Raw genomic sequence first — 17,573 nt, 5'->3', positions numbered from 1 at the left:
TGAAAAGGCCTTTCGGAATGCTTCGAAAGGCCTTTTCATTTTGTACTTTTGTGACATGTATATTTTAAAAGTAAAAGGTACAGCGAAAATTCCTGATTATGTTCAACTGCGGGATGACAATTTTACATTGTTAGCTTATTTCCGTGTCGACAGGCCGGAAAAAGCACTGGTAAAAGCAGGGCTTGGTGATCATGAAAAAGAAATCATTGAATTCATAGGAGAACTGCCTTTTGGCAAGATTCAAAAACTTCCATTTTAAAAAAGACAGATGCAGACTGATACAATTCTTGATATTGCAAATGCCAATATTTTTCAATCCAACAATCTTGTTCTTTCGAATGTACAGTTGAAGATAGACAAAGGAGAATTTGTTTATCTGATAGGAAAGACCGGAAGTGGAAAAAGTAGTTTATTGAAAATGATCTATGGTGATGTTGAACTTTTACAAGGTACTGCGGGCGTTGCAGGTTTTCAGTTGAACCATATTAAATCAAGTCAGGTACCTTACTTGCGTCGTAAACTCGGAATAGTATTCCAGGATTTTCAATTGTTGACTGACCGTTCAGTAAATTCAAATTTACTTTTTGTTCTGCAAGCCACTGGCTGGAAAGATAAATTGAAAATGAAAGACCGCATCAACGAAGTTTTGGAAAAAGTAGGTTTGTCTACGAAAGGTTTTAAAATGCCGCATGAGCTTTCAGGAGGTGAACAACAGCGGGTTGTTATTGCAAGAGCGCTTTTGAATCATCCTGAAATGATCCTTGCTGACGAACCTACAGGTAATTTAGATCCTGAAACATCAGAAGGAATTATGAAACTTTTAATTGATATCGGAAAAACCGGTTGTTCTGTTTTAATGGCTACCCACAATTACACATTGATCGAAAAATTTCCGGCGCGGATAATTAAGTGTGAGAATGGAAGATTGTTTGATTCGAAGGGTTGATTAAAAAAAGGTAATCCGGATAGCTATCGCACAGGTGTCAATTTAATTGTTTTTTTTACCTAATTAAAATTAAGTGTAATGCCGTCAACTTTATTGCCGGCAACATTAGTTCATTGTCATCTAGTTAAACTCAAATATTCATAATAAGTATATGGATATAGAAGCTACAGGCCCGTTAGGGCCATACTTTCGGTAACACTAGACTACACGAGACAGTCAAACCCCTTTAGGGGCGCACTCTTTAAACACAATGTGTGTGCCCCTTAATTTAACGGCATAAAAGTTCCAGCATATATTGGTTGCATTCGGCTTATTACTGATGTATAATCGTGCTTTCGGTGCCGAAAAAAGCTGTGTGTTTAAAGAGTGCTTAGCGTTCTAGTGTGGTCTAGTATTACCAAAAGTATGGCCCTAACGGGCCTAATAATATAGAAATTAACAACGAATACATTATTCGCTTTAACCAAATGACATTAAGTTTTAACTGACGGCTATAAAATATAATTTGCTGAAAAAATCTATAAATAACCTCATATCAACAGAACGAAATACAATTCATTTGTTTTTTATCTTAAGTTCTCGCCTATACGATGGCTATCGGGATAAAAATCAAAATTTAGGAGGTACACTCATCAGGAAATAAACCACCGGAAAAAGAACAATTATAATTGAAAGCCACCTTAGAATTATTACCTGCGTTTGGTTTGAAATTTTTCCTTTTTGTGAACAGTAGATAACAAGGTTCAGAACAAATGAAAATATTAAATTCGCACTTAAAATATAGATAAGGCAAGGAAGAATTAACAATTTCCATTCTACAGAAGGATAAATTAATTTCAAAAAAAGGGAAATTAAAACTAATCCGATCAACAAAGAAACGTTTAATCTAAGAAAGTAATGCGTGTTGATTCTGAAATCCATTCTTATAAATAATAAAGCAATTTAATAAAATTTATTTAACAAAAATTGCGCTTATTAATTTCTTCGCACCACTTTGATTGGAGAAATTTTGTTCCAGGATTTTTTTACGTTGCGCTATCAATTCTTCAGGAAAATTTTTCTGCTTATATATCTCAGAAATTCTCTTTTTCATTTCAATGGCAGTATCAGCGATCTCACAAAGGGATTCTAAACCTGTATTTACGACCATAGGTGTATTTACCAAACAAAATTTGCCAAGAAAAAGTGCGGCAAGTAACTTCAGTTTTATTCCTGTTGACTGGAAAGTCGGAAGGATATTGCATTTGGCATTTGCAATCAGTTCATAGATCTTCTCAGGCGAACAATTTTGTATTAACTCCACATTCTTACTTTCAGAAACGGCATTCTGTAATTCAGCAGAAGGCTTACTTCCGGCTATGATGAGTTTATATGGAATATCGTTAAAGACTTCTTTTATCAGGAATTGTGCTGCTTCATTGTTTTCTCCAACGGAAAGATTTCCGTGATAGAGAAAAAAATCTTCATTCCCTTCTTTTACCGAAACGGAATTGAATGGATGGAAAGCAGGAAGGTATTGCACCTTTTTCGAAAGCAATTTGAAATGCTCTTTGTCTGAAGGGGAAATAGCAAATACTCCGGCTGCTTTTTTTAAAATACTCTCATATTTTAATAATTTACCTGCTTCATTATAGAAATAATATCTTTTAAAAATATTTCGTTCAACTTTTGCAAGATTGGTGTAATAATCATGCTCAACATTATGTGTCCGTACAAAAAAATGTTTGTCAGCAAGGTCTTTGTCATTCATTAAAAAAGTTGAATGCAATCCTTCCATTAGGATTGGCGAGTTGTCTTTCAGTAATCTTTTTTTCAGCTGATCTGAACTTCTTGTAAGAACAATATAAGGGAGTGTATTGAAAAGCAATGACCGTGAATTCTTCCTCGGGTAATAGTAAACCTTTTTACAATATTTCTCCAGTTCCTTCTGTTCAGTCCTGCCGTATTCAAAGCAATGTAAAGTGATCTTGATACCGGCTTCATGCAATGCTTTCAATTTAAAAAACATCGATAACTCCACCATAATCTGCCGGATAGGGTACATCAAATGAAATGATATGTAAATGGTCAGATGACATCTTTAAAAATATCGAACAATTTTTTCTCTTCGTTTTCCCAGCATAATTCTGATGCTGCAAATTTCAGATTTTCTTTCCATAAAGCCAACTGGGTATCATCCGAAACCATTGATTTCATTGACTTTCTAAGGTCATCAATTGAATGTGACGGAGTTATTTTACCAATACCATAATGCTCTACAATTTTCCGCACTTCCGGAAGATTAGATGCAAGAACGGGCAATTGCGCCTGGATATAATCGAAGAGTTTATTTGGAAGTGAATATTTATAATTCAAATTAGAATCCTTATCGAGAGAAAGACCGAAATCAGCAAGTGATGTATACTGATAAAGAACTTCCATAGGCTGTTTTGGAAGAAAGAAAACTTTTTGTTGCAGATTCAATAATTCAACATTTCGTTTCATGTCATCAAGCACATCACCGCCACCAATAAAAAGCAAGACAGCACTATCAACTCCGGAAATTGCTTCGATTGCTTCTTCCGCGCCTCTGTCAACATTAATTCCTGCGCCTTGAAATAAAAAAATCTTTTTATCAGTTGGCAATCCAAGTTGTGCTCGTGTAATTGGAGATGTTTTCATATGTGAGCGAAAAGGCATATTCCGGATTACTTTTACATCCACATTGTATTTGGAATTGTAAATTGAAGCAATCGAATCATTGACAGTAAAGACATTCTTCAATTTCGGGAAAATATATTTTTCAATTGCCAGCCAGAAACTTTGAATCCGAGGTCTGTTGACCAACTCCGGAACTTCGGTGAAATATTCATGACTATCGTAAAAAAGCACGGAACTTTTCAGCGTAGAAACAATGTAATTCGGCAACAAAGTATCAAGATCATTTGTTACCAATACATCTGCTTTATTGAATAAAAGGTAAAAGAAGAGCCGGATATTATAGAGTGCGTAGAAAAGTGGGCCGGTTTCAATACCTAAATTAAACCGTTTAATTTCATAAGGACGGTCGGGCATTTTCAGAGATTTTCGCATTCTGCGCCCTACAAGCGTGACCTTCAATCCTTTAGCGTGTAGAGCCAAAGCTGTCCGGTGAACTCTTTGGTCGGTGACCAGATCACTGACAACAGAAATTATTACTCTACGAGGCACAGACATTTGAGAAGCAAGTAAATCAAAAAAACGGACTTTTCCATTTTGCAGAAAAACGCAAAAAGAGTAGCTTTGTTTACCTACAATTGATCATGAAAAAACAGTCATATTCAAACCACAGAAAGTTCAACTTCCTGTTTCATGGAATCCTCTTTTTGTTTGTTTTCCTTGTTTTTATTGGTTCTTTGATCAATTTAATAGACAATCTGGATGAAGCAGAAAAGGTTTTACCATCACTTTTAATACTCGGTATTTCCACATCTCTGATAATGATTACCTATTTCCTGCGTTTGTTTGCGGTGAGGTTACAAGACCGGATTATCAGAACGGAAGAAAATCTGCGCCATTTTCAATTAACAGGAAGTCCGCTTGACAGCCGTTTGAACATGAAACAAATCATTGCCCTGCGCTTTTCACCGGACAGTGAATTTGTAGAAATGTGCAAAGAGGCCGTTGAAAAACATTTAACATCAACAGAAATAAAAAAATCCGTTTCCAGATGGAAAGGTGATTATCACCGGATCTGATGACAATGATCATTTCAAGATTGAAGTGATTAATTTAATTTTAAAAAATAAAATATATGCAAATAAAGTCACAGGAAGAATTGGAGCAAAAATTTCAGGAGCGAATTGATCGCGGTGAAATAATCGAGCCGAAAGACTGGATGCCGGAACGTTACAGAAAGCAGTTGATCCGAATGATGAGTCAGCATGCACATTCGGAAGTTGTTGGAATGCTCCCTGAAGGAAACTGGATCACACGTGCACCGAGTTTAAGACGGAAAGCAGTTCTACTTGCAAAAGTTCAGGATGAAGCCGGACATGGTTTATATATCTACAGCGGAACAGAAACGTTAGGAATAAGTCGTGACGAAGTGATGGCGGATTTTCTAACAGGCAAAGCAAAATATTCCAGCATCTTCAACTACCCTACTCTTACATGGGCAGACATTGGTGCTATTGGCTGGCTTGTTGACGGAGCTGCAATTGTAAATCAGACAGCATTGGCAAAAGGTTCTTACGGTCCTTATGCACGAGCGATGGTGAGAATTTGTAAGGAAGAAAATTTTCATCATAAGCAGGGTTATGAAATTCTTGCAACATTGATGAATGGTTCACAGGAACAAAAAGATATGGCGCAAGATGCAATGAATCGTTTCTGGTGGCCGTCGTTAATGATGTTTGGTCCATCAGACAATAATTCTCCAAACAGTGCTGAATTGATTCGTTGGAAAGTAAAAAAATACAGTAACGATGAATTGCGTCAGCGGTTTATCGACAGAACAGTTCCTCAGGCCGAGAATATTGGTCTTGTTGTACCCGACAAAGATCTTAAGTGGGATGAAGAGACTCGTCATTATTCACACGGAGAAATAAACTGGGAAGAATTCTACAATGTAATCAACGGTCGTGGGATTTGTAATAAAGAAAGAATGAAAGCTCGTCGTGAGGCGCATAACAATGGCTCATGGGTTCGTGAAGCAGCAAGTGCATACGCAAGAAAAAAGGCAGCAAAAACGATTGCAGCATAATTAAAAAATAAAAATTATATGAGTACATCAGAATGGCCATTATGGGAAGTCTTCACTCAAAAGCGCGCAGGTTTACCGTTTGAACATGCAGGAAGCGTACACGCTCCTGATAAAGAATTAGCATTGCAGAATGCACGTGATGTCTATTCGCGAAGAGGTGAAGCAACTTGTTTGTGGGTTGTACCTGCAGAAGATATTGTCAGTTCTACTCCTGAAGATGTCGGATCATTTTTTGAACCAAGTAATGATAAGATCTACCGTCACCCGAATTTCTACAAAACTCCGGGTGCCAGTTTCGAATAAAAATCAGAATCAATTTCCACCACTATGTCTGAATTAAATAAAAACATTGCCGAATACTCATTAAGAATTGGAGATACCAGTTTGATACTTGGTCAGCGTCTTGCTGAATGGTGTGGACATGGGCCAATACTGGAGGAAGATATTGCACTTACGAATGTTTCATTAGATCTGATCGGACAAGCACGCGCATTTCTGACTTATGCAGGCGAGAATGAAGGTTTGAATCGTAGCGAAGATGATCTTGCTTTTTTACGTGAAGCGCGCGAATACAAAAATAGATTAATGGCAGAGCAGCCTAACGGCGATTATGCACAAACGATGATCCGCCAGTTTTTCCTGAGCGTATATCAATATTATTTCTTTACTGAACTCATGAAAAGCAAAGATGCTACTTTAGCTGCTCTTGCTGAAAAATCACTGAAGGAAGTTACTTATCATGTCAGACATAGTAGCGAATGGGTTATTCGTTTTGGTGATGGCACTGAAGAAAGTCACGTCAGAACACTTGAAGCTATTGATACGCTCTGGAAATATACAGGTGATCTTTTTGAAACGGATCAGGTAGATATCGATCTTGTCAAAGCAGGTATTGCAGTTGACATGAATGTAGTTCGTGGTAATTGGGATAAAAAAATAAACGAAGTCTTTGAAAAAGCTACATTGACTGTTCCTGAAGATAGCTTTATGATTGGTGGAAGCATCAAAGGATTACACAGTGAACATTTAGGACATTTATTGTCTGAAATGCAGGTATTACCAAGGTCCTTCCCGGGCGTAGAATGGTGATCAGGAAACAAAAATGTTAAGTACAAAATTTTCCGAAAAAGAAATTTACGATCTGATAGCAGGTATTCCGGATCCTGAAATTCCTGTGATCACAATTGAAGATCTCGGAATTTTACGTGAAGTAAAAATCGAAGATGGAAAAGTAAAAGTATTTATCACTCCGACATATAGTGGTTGTCCTGCGATGAAAGCAATCGAGAACGACATTGCAGACATTTTAAGAAAAAATGAAATCAATTCTTTTGAAGTAAAAACTGTTTTCGCTCCTGTATGGACAACCGATTGGATCTCTGACGAAGCGAAAGAAAAACTTCGCAAGTATGGCATTTCACCTCCTGAAAAAAGTTCTTCCGATAAAAATATTTTATTGAACAAACATGTGCGTTGTCCGCAATGTAATAGTGAGAATACTGTTCTGATCAGTCAGTTTGGATCAACCGCTTGTAAAGCACTTTATAAATGCCAGGATTGTCTGGAGCCGTTTGATCATTTTAAGTGTCATTGAATGGTTGGATTTGGGTGGAACTGCTTAGGTCAAAGGTCAAAGGTCAAAGGTCAAAATCAAAGGTCAAAGGTATCTGGATACTACTTACAAGTTTCAGCAGTATTACATTTTATTTTTTAAACACAAGTTCACTAAAAATTTGTCACAAGAACACTGTGGGATCATTCAATGTATCAATGTGTTCTTGTGCTAAATTTTTAGTGATCTAAGTGTTAAATTTTTCACCCAAATTTCTTTCACTTACCTTTAAACACCGCTTTCCGCTTTTCCAGAAACGCTTTCACTCCTTCATTGTAATCATGAGTTTGCCCGGCTTCGGCTTGGGTGATTTGTTCTTGTTGCAATTGGTTTTCGAAAGTATTACTGAATGATTTATTTAATAAGCGTTTAGTAAGTCCTAAACCTTTGGTTGGCATTTCAGAAAGCGTCTTTGCTGTTTGAAAAGCGACAGTTTGCAATTCTGCATCATCAACTGCTTTAAAGATCATTCCCATTTTCTCTGCATCTTCTGCAAGAACTTTATCGCCAAGCATCATTAATGCGGTTGCTTTCTGGAAACCGATCAATCGTGGTAAAGTATATGTTCCGCCGCTATCAGGCACTAAACCAATTTTACTGAATGCCTGAATGAAACTTGCAGATTTTCCTGCATACGTAATATCACATGCAAAAGCAATGTTTGCTCCTGCTCCTGCTGCTACTCCATTCACCGCACAGATGATTGGCTTTTCAATCATGCGCAGAAGAATAACAATTGGATTGTAGTGCTCTGCTACAATTTTTTCAATTCCCGGTCCACTAGGATCCATTGCTTCAGTGAGATCTTGTCCTGCACAAAACGCTTTTCCTTCAGCAGTAATATAAATGGCACGGACGTTCTCATCTTTCTGTGCATTTTTCAGTGCACCTTGAAGTTCAAGAGCCATTTCACGGTTGAAACTATTAAATTTGTCGGGACGGTTAAGAGTGATGCGGGCAACACTGCCATCAATTGTGTAGTTAATTAACATAAGACAAAACTATAAATTATTTCGATATTCCATTTTGAAATTCGAAATTTACCAAGATCCGGGATTGAAGTACAGGCAACTATTTATAATCATTCCGTAATATTATAAAGCTAACTATAATTAATTTGTAAAAATCATAACCTGTCCTGTTCTCTCACTTACTCTTAAGATATATAACTTTAAAAAAAATATAAATGAATTCATATTCCTTCTCTGTGCGCCTGTTGACCATAATTATATTCCTGTTTATTACCAACAATTCTTTAGCACAACAGCTATGTGTAAAGTGTTATCGACAGAACACATCAATTGAAGCAGGTACAATAAATCTTATTCAGAACGGTAGTTTTGAAAATACAACATGCTCACCGGGAAGCTTTCAAAGTTTCTGTAATGCGTCTGTAAATTCTAATTGTTCTGTTAGCAACTGGACCTGCACTGGTGGTGGAACTTTAACTTACAGTTCGATCGTTGACAGTAATGAGGCAACAATTAGTGACGGTAATTTTGCGGCATACTTCGGTAACATGTGGGCATATGTGTGTTCATCTACTCAATGGGACACTACTTGCCTGAATTCGCTTTCCTGCGAATACACTGGAATTTCATCCGGCTATCCATACAGTGAAGCCTTATATGGAAATGATACAGGCGTTTCTCTTGAACAAACAGTTTATGGAATAATTCCCGGCAATAGATATATTCTTGAATTCTGGGCAGGCGGAGAAATTGATATTGGTCAATTTACTGATCCTGGAATTTTTGCTGTTGATGTCGGATATGGAAAACACTATCTAAACTGTACGCCCACCTTTGGTGCCGATACAGGTACAGTTTATCTGATTGAATTTATAGCCAGTGCTCCATCACATACAATTAAATTCACCAACTGGGGACATATGTGTTACAATTGCACCGAACTTGTACTTGATAATGTAAAACTCTATCCTGCAGAATATCTTCCTAAAAATATCCCTGGTTGTTTGATTGGCATAGAGGATTACGGAAGAAATATTATTGCAGAAATATATCCATCTCCATTTCAGAATGTACTATCAGTTAATGTAGATATTTCCAAAGAAATTAATTTATTTTTATATGATGTTACAGGAAGATTGGTAATATATAACAGATTTATTTATTCAACAGAAATTAATACTACACAACTTTCATCAGGTATTTACTTTATATAAATAAGAGAAGGCGAAAATTCACTTTTAAGAAGAAAATTGATAAAAGTATAACCGATTCTAGAAATGCAAATACTCTTAAGTTGCAGGTGCTTAGAATTATGAATCCCATAAAAATGTAAAGACATAAAAAAACCCGCTCACATGTAGCGGGTCTTTTTATCTTTTTGAAAAAGCATTATTTCACCTTTGCAGATAATTCAGCTCCGGCTTTGAATTTAGCCACACGTTTAGCAGCGATCTTGATCGGCTTGCCAGTTTGTGGGTTACGACCATTGCGGGCAGAACGTTTAGCAACTGTGAAAGTTCCGAAGCCGATAAGAGCTACGCGCTCTCCTTTTTTCAATGTTTTAGAAGTAACATTCATAAACGCTTCTAAAGCACGAGATGCATCAGCTTTGGTAATTTTTGCTTCAGATGCCATGGCATCCACCAATTCAGCTTTGTTCATTTTACGCTAGTTTTTTTAGTGATTAATTATTCAATTAGTGATTGATGAGTTAAAAGTATGTCGCACAGGAGGTTTCTACAATATTTTGAGGCATAAATGTTAATAAAAAGTGGGTATTGTTGAAAACTAGTTGGTCTTTTGTTTTTTGTCTTTCGTTTTTCGTCTTTTGGATACGCAAATGAAGGCGGTGCATTCAAATTATTTCGGATGTGGTTTTAACCTGAAGTATTTCACTTTATTGAACATATAAAACGAAAGACAAAAGACGAAAAACGAAAAACAAATCACAGATTTCACTATCTTAGCATCCCTCATAAAACGAGCGTTTACCCAATGGAAAAATTTGTTGTCAGTGCAAGAAAATATCGTCCGATCACATTCAGCACTGTTGTCGGGCAACCGAACATTACCAATACGCTAAAGAATGCAATTCGAAACAATCACCTTGCACAGGCTTTTTTGTTTACCGGACCACGTGGTGTTGGTAAGACAACTACTGCAAGGATCCTTGCTAAAACGATCAATTGTGTAAATGTTACTCCTGAAGTTGAAGCGTGTAATACATGCGAGATGTGTGTAGCTTTCAATGAAGGACAATCACTGAATATTTATGAATTAGATGCTGCGAGTAATAACTCAGTAGATGATATCAGGGCTTTGGTCGATCAGGTTCGGTATGCACCGCAGATGGGGAAATACAAAGTGTATATCATCGATGAGGTTCACATGCTTTCTGTTCAAGCCTTCAATGCATTTTTGAAAACACTCGAAGAGCCGCCATCATATGCAATTTTCATTCTTGCAACAACGGAAAAACATAAGATCATACCTACGATCTTGTCGCGTTGTCAGATCTTTGATTTCAGCAGAATCTCAGTAGAAAATATTGTAAGTCATCTTCAACACGTAGCTCAAAGCGAAGGTGTCACTGCTGAGATTGATGCACTTCACATCATTGCACAAAAAGCAGAAGGCGCTTTGCGGGATTCATTGAGTATTTTTGATCAGCTGGTTTCTTTTGCGGGAAATAACCTTACCTACAAAGATGTTATTCAGAATCTCAATATTCTTGATTACGATTATTATTTCCGGATAACAGACGATTTACTTACAGGAAAAATTCCGGAAGTCCTGATGGCATTTAATGAGATCCTGAATCATGGATTCGATGCGCACAATTTTATAACCGGGCTTGCATCACATTTCCGTGATCTTTTGGTATGTAAAGATGAGATCACACTTTCACTTCTTGAAGTGAGTCCTTCTGTCAAAGAGAAATACCGGGTTCAGGCCATTTCATGTACTGCAAACTGGTTACTTTATCAACTTGATCTTGCAAGTAAAGCAGATTATCAATATCGCTCAGCAAAAAATCAACGGCTACACATTGAACTCACACTGATGAAAATGTGTACTAGTCAACAAATCATTTCAGCACCTGCAGAGGGTGCTAAAAAAAAAATTGAGTTAGCGATAAACAGTGTTGCTGCATCGCCTGCTGTTACACAACCCGTTTCAAGTCCTGTCTCAGTACCCGTTGCAGCTGCTGCAGTAGTTACTCCTCAAATCAATCCTGCTGTAATTTCTGAACCGGTAGCAAAACCGATTGTTGCAGAAACAAAAAAAGCCGAGAATCCTGTCTCAACTCCATCTCGTCCTTCTGCTCCATCCTACAAAAAATCAATTTCTATTAAAGAAGATCGTGTTGTAGAAAAGAAAGCCGTTGTAAATACCGAAGAAGTATTACCGGATCTATCAGCACCTTTCGATCAACCGATGCTTGAAGGATTGTGGAGAATTTATTCAGAGAAACTGGAAAAACATGGTCGTATGACTTTGTCTGCAGCAATGAAAAAAAGAAATCCGACCGTAGGAAAAAACTTTGAATTGAATTTTATCGTTGATAGTGCTGCAGCAGAAAAAGATCTGAACGAAGAAAAACTTGAATTACTTATTTACCTGCGAAAAGAGCTTTCAAATTATAAGATCAGTCTGACGGTCATAGTAAATGTAAATGAAACATCTGATGGCCCCGCTTACACTCCATCAGAAAAATTCAAAAGATTAGCAGAGATAAATCCGGCGATGAATGAATTGAAGAAGTCGTTTGATCTGGAGATTGAATATTAAATTGAAAATAATTCATTCATTTTAAATGTGTTCTTGCTGATAAAATTATAATTTGACAGTGCATTACGTAATCATGTGCGACCTCTTCGAGGTCGGGGTTCGTTGGATTTGTTTTTTTTCTACAAATGTGTGACCCTTTCAGGGTCAGTTGTCGAAATAGATTAGCGACGATCATTCAATTCTAAATTTCCACTTTTTGATCAGGTGCAAATTTTTAGTTGAAGTAACACTCCAACTTTAAACATTAAACAATTTTTGCAAGTAACATACAACATCCAATTAATAGCACTTTATTAAGCTGCACTCTATGGTTCTGATTTTTTGACTTTTGCCTTGCTTATATTGACCTTTGACCCTTGACCTTTGACCTTCATTTTATCAACATTTCCCTCTGAAAAAAGCAGTAAAATATCCTCAAAAAAGTAGCAATTTCTCTTGTTAAATTGAGGTGATTTTTGTAGATTTACAATCCATGGAAAAGGCGCAAAAACATTGAGTTTTAGCCTAAAAAGTTCCATTATTTTTCAAAATTATCCGGGGGATTTTAAGGGGGGAAAAGAGTACTAAAAATGGGTGAATTGATAAACGACCAAGTGAAACCAACCGACGGCGTCGGTGACGGCAAAGAAGTGAAAAAAAACAACCAAAGTTATTCGGCAGATTCCATCCAGGTATTGGAAGGACTTGAAGCAGTCCGGAAGCGTCCTTCAATGTACATTGGGGATACCGGAATGAAAGGACTGCATCATTTGGTTTATGAAGTGGTAGATAACTCTATCGATGAGGCTCTTGCGGGTTATTGCAAGAACATTGATGTGTCTATCCTTCCGGGTAACATAATTCGTGTTACAGACGATGGACGGGGAATTCCGACCGATTATCATGCGAAAGAGAAAAAAAGCGCTCTGGAGGTCGTTATGACTGTTCTACACGCCGGGGGTAAATTTGATAAGGACTCTTATAAAGTTTCCGGTGGATTGCATGGTGTGGGTGTATCATGTGTAAATGCTCTTTCATCACATTTAAAAACAGAAGTTCATCGCGAAGGAAAAATTTTCGTTCAGGAATATTCTTGCGGTAAACCGCTTTATGATGTTAAGGTTGTTGGCGAAACAAATCGTACAGGTACAACACAAACATTCACTCCGGATTCCACAATTTTCAATACAACAGATTATCATTATGATATTCTTGCAACACGTTTGCGTGAATTGTCATTTTTAAATAAAGGTATCACATTAAGGATCGAAGATCTTCGTACTCCTGATGCCGATGGAAATCATGCGAAAGATTCTTATCTGAGTTTAGGTGGACTACGTGAATTCGTAGAATACCTCGATGAGAACAGAGAGAAACTGACACCGGAGCCAATCTATATGGAAGGTGAACGTGCAGGAATTCCTGTTGAAGTTGCCATGCAGTACAATACTACATTCACAGAGAATATTTATTCGTATGTGAACAACATCAATACGCATGAAGGTGGAACACATCTTTCCGGTTTCAGAAGAGCGTTGACGCGTACTTTGAAATCGTATGCAGATAAATCAGGATATTTTGACAAACTGAAATTTGAGATCAATGGTGATGACTTCCGTGAAGGACTTACTGCAATTGTTTCTGTAAAAGTTCAGGAGCCGCAATTTGAAGGACAGACAAAGACAAAACTTGGTAATAACGAAGTGATGGGCGCTGTTGATCAGGCTGTGAGTGATATGTTAAGTGCATATCTTGAAGAACATCCGCGTGAAGCAAGAACGATTGTCGACAAAGTTATACTCGCTGCTACTGCACGTCATGCTGCCCGCAAGGCGCGTGAAATGGTTCAGCGTAAAAATGTACTTCAGGGAACAGGATTACCGGGAAAACTTTCAGATTGCAGTGATAGTGATCCATCTATTTGTGAATTGTACTTAGTCGAGGGAGATTCTGCCGGCGGTACTGCAAAGCAAGGTCGTAACCGTGCATATCAGGCTATTTTACCTTTGAGAGGTAAAATTCTGAACGTTGAAAAAGCGATGGAATACCGTATCTATGAAAACGAAGAGATCCGGAATATTTTTACTGCACTCGGAGTATTCCGTGACGACAGTAAAGAAGGCCGTCCGCTGAACATGGATAAACTGCGTTACCACAAAGTTGTGATCATGACCGATGCCGACGTTGATGGATCTCACATTACAACATTGATCTTAACATTCTTCTTCCGTCACATGCGTGAATTGGTAGAACATGGATATTTATACATTGCTACTCCTCCACTTTACTTAGTGAAAAAAGGAAAAGAGCAAACTTACGCATGGACTGACGAGCAACGACTTGCGGCTATAAAAATTTTAGCCGGTGATGGTAAAGAAGAGAATGTAAACACTCAACGATACAAGGGTCTTGGAGAGATGAATGCAGAGCAACTTTGGGAAACAACTATGAATCCGGAAACTCGCACTCTGCGTCAGGTTACAATTGACAGTGTTGTTGAAGCTGATCGCGTATTCTCAATGTTGATGGGCGATGATGTTCCACCACGCAGAGAATTTATAGAGAAAAATGCGAAGTATGCGAAGATTGATGCTTAAGAGAAATTAAAAAGTAATAAGAAAATAGAAAAGGAAAGCTCATTAGAGAGCGGCTTTCCTTTTTCCCTATATGCTTTGTTTTTATTTTCGATGAAGGCAGCCAGTTCCCTAATTGCCATATACGCCATCAACCCTGCTCCTGTTTCCAAAGCAGTTTCATCAATATCAAAAGTACTAGTATGAACCGATGAAGTAATCCCTCGTTCTTCATTACGAACACCAAGCCGATAAAAACATGCTGAAGCTTGCTGAGAATAAAATGCAAAATCTTCCGCAGCCATCCAGATTTCAAGGTCTTCAATGTTTTCAGTGCCTACATATTCTGTTGCAAACTTACGTGCTCGATCAGTCAGTTCTTCATCGTTGATTAAAAATGGATATCCTTTTACAATATTGAATTCAACTTTTCCGCCCATACTTTCTACAAGTCCTTCGGCCATTTTTTTCATACGCATATGTGCTTCTGCGCGCCATTCTTCGTTAAGAGTTCTGAAAGTTCCTTCAAGATACACTTCATCCGGAATTACATTCGTAGCGCCGTTAGCGATAACTTTTCCAAATGTCAGCACTGATGGGACCGATGGTTTTGCATTCCTGCTGACAATCTGTTGCAAGGCAACGATCATGTGAGAAGTGATCAGTACAGGATCAATTGTCAAATGCGGCATTGCGCCATGTCCACCTTTACCTTTTACTTTTACATAGATCTCATCGGTGCTTGCCATATAAAGACCTTTTCTGAAACCGATCTTTCCGGCTTTTATCTGAGGCATTACGTGCTGACCAATAACAGAATTCGGTTTCGGATTTTCCAAAACACCTTCTTTGATCATCATCGATGCACCGCCCGGCAATTTTTCTTCACCGGGCTGAAAAATAAATTTTACTGTTCCTTCAAATTCATTTTTTAATTCATTCAAAATTCTCACAACGCCAAGTAGAGAAGATGTATGTACATCATGTCCGCAGGCATGCATAACTCCTGTATTTTTTGATTTATAATCGACGTTATTTGTTTCAACGATTGGTAATGCATCCATATCTGCACGCAATGCCACTACTTTCTTTCCCGGATTTTTACCTTCGATCAATGCAACAACACCGGTATTTGCTAACCGATGCTGATTCGTAATTCCATACTCTTTCAACTTTTCCTCAACAAACTTCTGAGTATTGAATTCCTGAAAAGACAACTCCGGATTCATATGCAGATGACGACGACAAGCGACGATGTCGGGGTGGAATTTGGATGCGAGGGACTTTATTTTATCTTTAAGCATGGGCCTAAGGTAAGAAAAGCAGTAAACGAATCGAAAAATTTTATAATTTAGGAAATTGGCCCACAGGAAGCATTCCGATTACTTCGGTCAAAAAGGACCAGTAACATTTTCTGCAATTAATTTGCATTTTCATTTTTTTAGCTTAATTTCAATAAATTGTGATCGCTTAAATCAAATCATATGAAAAACATACTTCCGATTCTATTTTTATTTATTTCCCTTTTTTCTCATGCACAACAGTTTGAAACGGCCATCGATTGTGGACAAAACTATATTACATTTAAATCCCTCTGTAAAACGAATGACAGAACAATCATTACTTCTACTTCAGGCATTATTAATCTGGATTCATCCGGTAATGTGATGTGGATAAAAGAAGCCGAAATAAGTTGCGGAACAAGAATTGGTGCTGAGAATTATGCTTGTTACAGTAATCACGATTCAATTACAATCTGGCCCGGTTATACTGTAAGATCTGATTTTTCTGTAATCGACAAGAATGGAATAGTTTTAAATACGACTACCATCCCTGAATCTCTAATCGTAGACATTATTCATCCGACAATGGATGGGGGCACTATGTCGATCGCTGAAAATCAGGATTTAGGGAGTTCATCAATGATTCTTAAATCAGACTCCTTAGGCAATTTTGAATGGATAAAATTTATCGATTCAACAAATAGTCAGTTAGTTTTGAATGACATCATCCAGACAAATGACGGCGGATATTTTGGAATAGCTGACTGTTGGATTCCAAATTCAGTACCTGTTTCTTTTTTTAATTTATTGATCCGTCTTAATAGTTCCGGCGATACGATCTGGACAAAATCTTTCGAACAATTCTGTTCCTATAATTCAAAAGTAATTAAAGCTCCTGACAATGGATTTTTGGTTTTAACATTTGATCGATTTGTTCTTCTGGATTCAAATGCAAATATTAAATGGAGCAAACAATTCGATGTATTTTCAATGTTGATTTCAGATTGTGTTGTCACATCTGATAGCAATTTTGTCTTTTCCGGATCACAATGGAATTCTCCTTTATCTCAGCCTTTTTTAATGAAATTTGATACTGCCGGAACATTTCAATGGATGCGAAAATATCCTTCACCATTTACCGGGCATAATTCCAATTTATTGATTAGAACAAACGATGGAGGATTTTGTTGACAGGCAATACTGATACTTTAAATACAAACACAAAATTTTTATCACTTATTAAAACTGATTCCGCAGGTTTTTCTATTTGTGACTCAGCAGGTTCAAGTCCTGCTTTTATTTCAGATACAATAGAAACTTCTCCATACAATCATCCGATCCACGTAATGGACTTTATGGAAAGTCCGTATTTTTATGATACACTCAGATTGTTTGACACACCTTTCAGACAAACTAATTATTGTATTTCAACAAATGATCCGGAAATCACCAAAGACGAATCAGAGATACAAATCTATCCTAATCCTTCCAATGGCACATTTTCAATTAATGGTTTTCAGTTGGGTTCAAAGATCAATATTGAAATTTTAAATTCCGTAGGCCAAAGTATTTCACAATCGAAAAGTATAAATAGCCATGAAAATCTGAACTGCCAATTTCACCCGGGACTTTATTATATAAAAATAAGCGACGAAAAAAATAATTATGTAAAGAAGCTTATAATTGAATAGAAG

General features: G+C 37.3%; 17 protein-coding genes. 12 read left to right on the top strand and 5 right to left on the bottom strand.

The features are described 5' to 3' along the window. Positions 1-55: 55 nt before the first annotated feature. Positions 56-259, top strand: a complete 204-nt coding sequence (locus tag IPL24_06785; GenBank protein ID MBK8363392.1) for a fructose-6-phosphate aldolase — start codon at positions 56-58, stop codon at positions 257-259. 9 nt (positions 260-268) lie between these two features. Then, a complete protein-coding gene (locus tag IPL24_06780) occupies positions 269-946 on the top strand; it encodes an ATP-binding cassette domain-containing protein (protein MBK8363391.1) in 678 nt (225 codons plus the stop codon). A 952-nt stretch (positions 947-1,898) separates the two neighbouring features. Here IPL24_06780 and IPL24_06775 read toward each other — a convergent pair. Beyond that, positions 1,899-2,942, bottom strand: a complete 1,044-nt coding sequence (locus IPL24_06775; protein MBK8363390.1) for a glycosyltransferase — start codon at positions 2,940-2,942, stop codon at positions 1,899-1,901. Between the two features lie 71 nt (positions 2,943-3,013). Next, the gene (locus IPL24_06770) at positions 3,014-4,135 is read right to left on the bottom strand and encodes a glycosyltransferase (protein ID MBK8363389.1); all 1,122 of its coding nucleotides are present in this window, start codon (positions 4,133-4,135) and stop codon (positions 3,014-3,016) included. A 92-nt stretch (positions 4,136-4,227) separates the two neighbouring features. Here IPL24_06770 and IPL24_06765 point away from each other — a divergent pair, with 92 nt between their 5' ends. Genes IPL24_06765 through paaJ form a run of 5 tightly spaced genes read left to right on the top strand, consistent with a single transcriptional unit; the run spans position 4,228 to position 7,263 of the window. After that, a complete protein-coding gene (locus IPL24_06765) occupies positions 4,228-4,662 on the top strand; it encodes a hypothetical protein (protein MBK8363388.1) in 435 nt (144 codons plus the stop codon). A 56-nt stretch (positions 4,663-4,718) separates the two neighbouring features. After that, positions 4,719-5,669 carry a 1,2-phenylacetyl-CoA epoxidase subunit A gene (gene paaA, locus IPL24_06760; protein MBK8363387.1) on the top strand — a complete coding sequence of 317 codons (951 nt, stop codon included), beginning with the start codon at positions 4,719-4,721 and terminating at the stop codon, positions 5,667-5,669. A gap of 18 nt (positions 5,670-5,687) precedes the next feature. Next, positions 5,688-5,972: a 1,2-phenylacetyl-CoA epoxidase subunit B gene (gene paaB / locus IPL24_06755; GenBank protein MBK8363386.1), complete on the top strand. Its 285-nt coding sequence runs from the start codon at positions 5,688-5,690 to the stop codon at positions 5,970-5,972. Positions 5,973-5,996: 24 nt separating this feature from the next. Beyond that, positions 5,997-6,758 carry a phenylacetate-CoA oxygenase subunit PaaC gene (gene paaC / locus IPL24_06750; protein ID MBK8363385.1) on the top strand — a complete coding sequence of 254 codons (762 nt, stop codon included), beginning with the start codon at positions 5,997-5,999 and terminating at the stop codon, positions 6,756-6,758. A gap of 13 nt (positions 6,759-6,771) precedes the next feature. Further along, positions 6,772-7,263, top strand: coding sequence for a phenylacetate-CoA oxygenase subunit PaaJ (gene paaJ, locus IPL24_06745; protein MBK8363384.1), 492 nt, complete (start codon positions 6,772-6,774; stop codon positions 7,261-7,263). A 236-nt stretch (positions 7,264-7,499) separates the two neighbouring features. Here the strand turns inward: paaJ and IPL24_06740 are convergent, their stop codons facing one another. Next, positions 7,500-8,273 carry an enoyl-CoA hydratase/isomerase family protein gene (locus tag IPL24_06740; GenBank protein ID MBK8363383.1) on the bottom strand — a complete coding sequence of 258 codons (774 nt, stop codon included), beginning with the start codon at positions 8,271-8,273 and terminating at the stop codon, positions 7,500-7,502. A 194-nt stretch (positions 8,274-8,467) separates the two neighbouring features. On the opposite strand from IPL24_06740, the gene IPL24_06735 reads away from it, so the two are divergent. Further along, the gene (locus IPL24_06735) at positions 8,468-9,466 is read left to right on the top strand and encodes a T9SS type A sorting domain-containing protein (protein ID MBK8363382.1); all 999 of its coding nucleotides are present in this window, start codon (positions 8,468-8,470) and stop codon (positions 9,464-9,466) included. A 175-nt stretch (positions 9,467-9,641) separates the two neighbouring features. Here IPL24_06735 and IPL24_06730 read toward each other — a convergent pair whose 3' ends face one another. Further along, positions 9,642-9,914, bottom strand: a complete 273-nt coding sequence (locus IPL24_06730; GenBank protein MBK8363381.1) for an HU family DNA-binding protein — start codon at positions 9,912-9,914, stop codon at positions 9,642-9,644. 333 nt (positions 9,915-10,247) lie between these two features. Here IPL24_06730 and IPL24_06725 point away from each other — a divergent pair, with 333 nt between their 5' ends. After that, complete coding sequence (locus IPL24_06725) at positions 10,248-12,044, top strand: DNA polymerase III subunit gamma/tau (protein MBK8363380.1); 1,797 nt, start codon at positions 10,248-10,250, stop codon at positions 12,042-12,044. A 569-nt stretch (positions 12,045-12,613) separates the two neighbouring features. Beyond that, entirely contained in the window at positions 12,614-14,620 is a 2,007-nt protein-coding gene (gene gyrB, locus IPL24_06720) for a DNA topoisomerase (ATP-hydrolyzing) subunit B (protein MBK8363379.1), read from the top strand. On the opposite strand, the gene IPL24_06715 is transcribed toward gyrB, so the two are convergent. Beyond that, positions 14,617-15,900, bottom strand: coding sequence for an amidohydrolase (locus IPL24_06715; GenBank protein MBK8363378.1), 1,284 nt, complete (start codon positions 15,898-15,900; stop codon positions 14,617-14,619). The two genes, gyrB and IPL24_06715, sit on opposite strands and share 4 nt — an antisense overlap. 180 nt (positions 15,901-16,080) lie before the next feature. Between IPL24_06715 and IPL24_06710 the strand changes: the two genes are divergently transcribed. Both IPL24_06710 and IPL24_06705 read left to right on the top strand, forming a co-directional pair. Next, positions 16,081-17,070: a hypothetical protein gene (locus IPL24_06710; protein ID MBK8363377.1), complete on the top strand. Its 990-nt coding sequence runs from the start codon at positions 16,081-16,083 to the stop codon at positions 17,068-17,070. Continuing rightward, positions 17,067-17,570, top strand: a complete 504-nt coding sequence (locus tag IPL24_06705; GenBank protein ID MBK8363376.1) for a T9SS type A sorting domain-containing protein — start codon at positions 17,067-17,069, stop codon at positions 17,568-17,570. The genes IPL24_06710 and IPL24_06705 overlap by 4 nt, the downstream gene beginning before the upstream one ends. Positions 17,571-17,573: the final 3 nt, after the last annotated feature.

This window comes from Bacteroidota bacterium, from assembly GCA_016711505.1.
In the GTDB taxonomy this organism is placed as follows: Bacteria; Bacteroidota; Bacteroidia; order AKYH767-A; family 2013-40CM-41-45; genus JADKIH01.
This window is presented reverse-complemented; position numbering and strand designations above follow the sequence as displayed.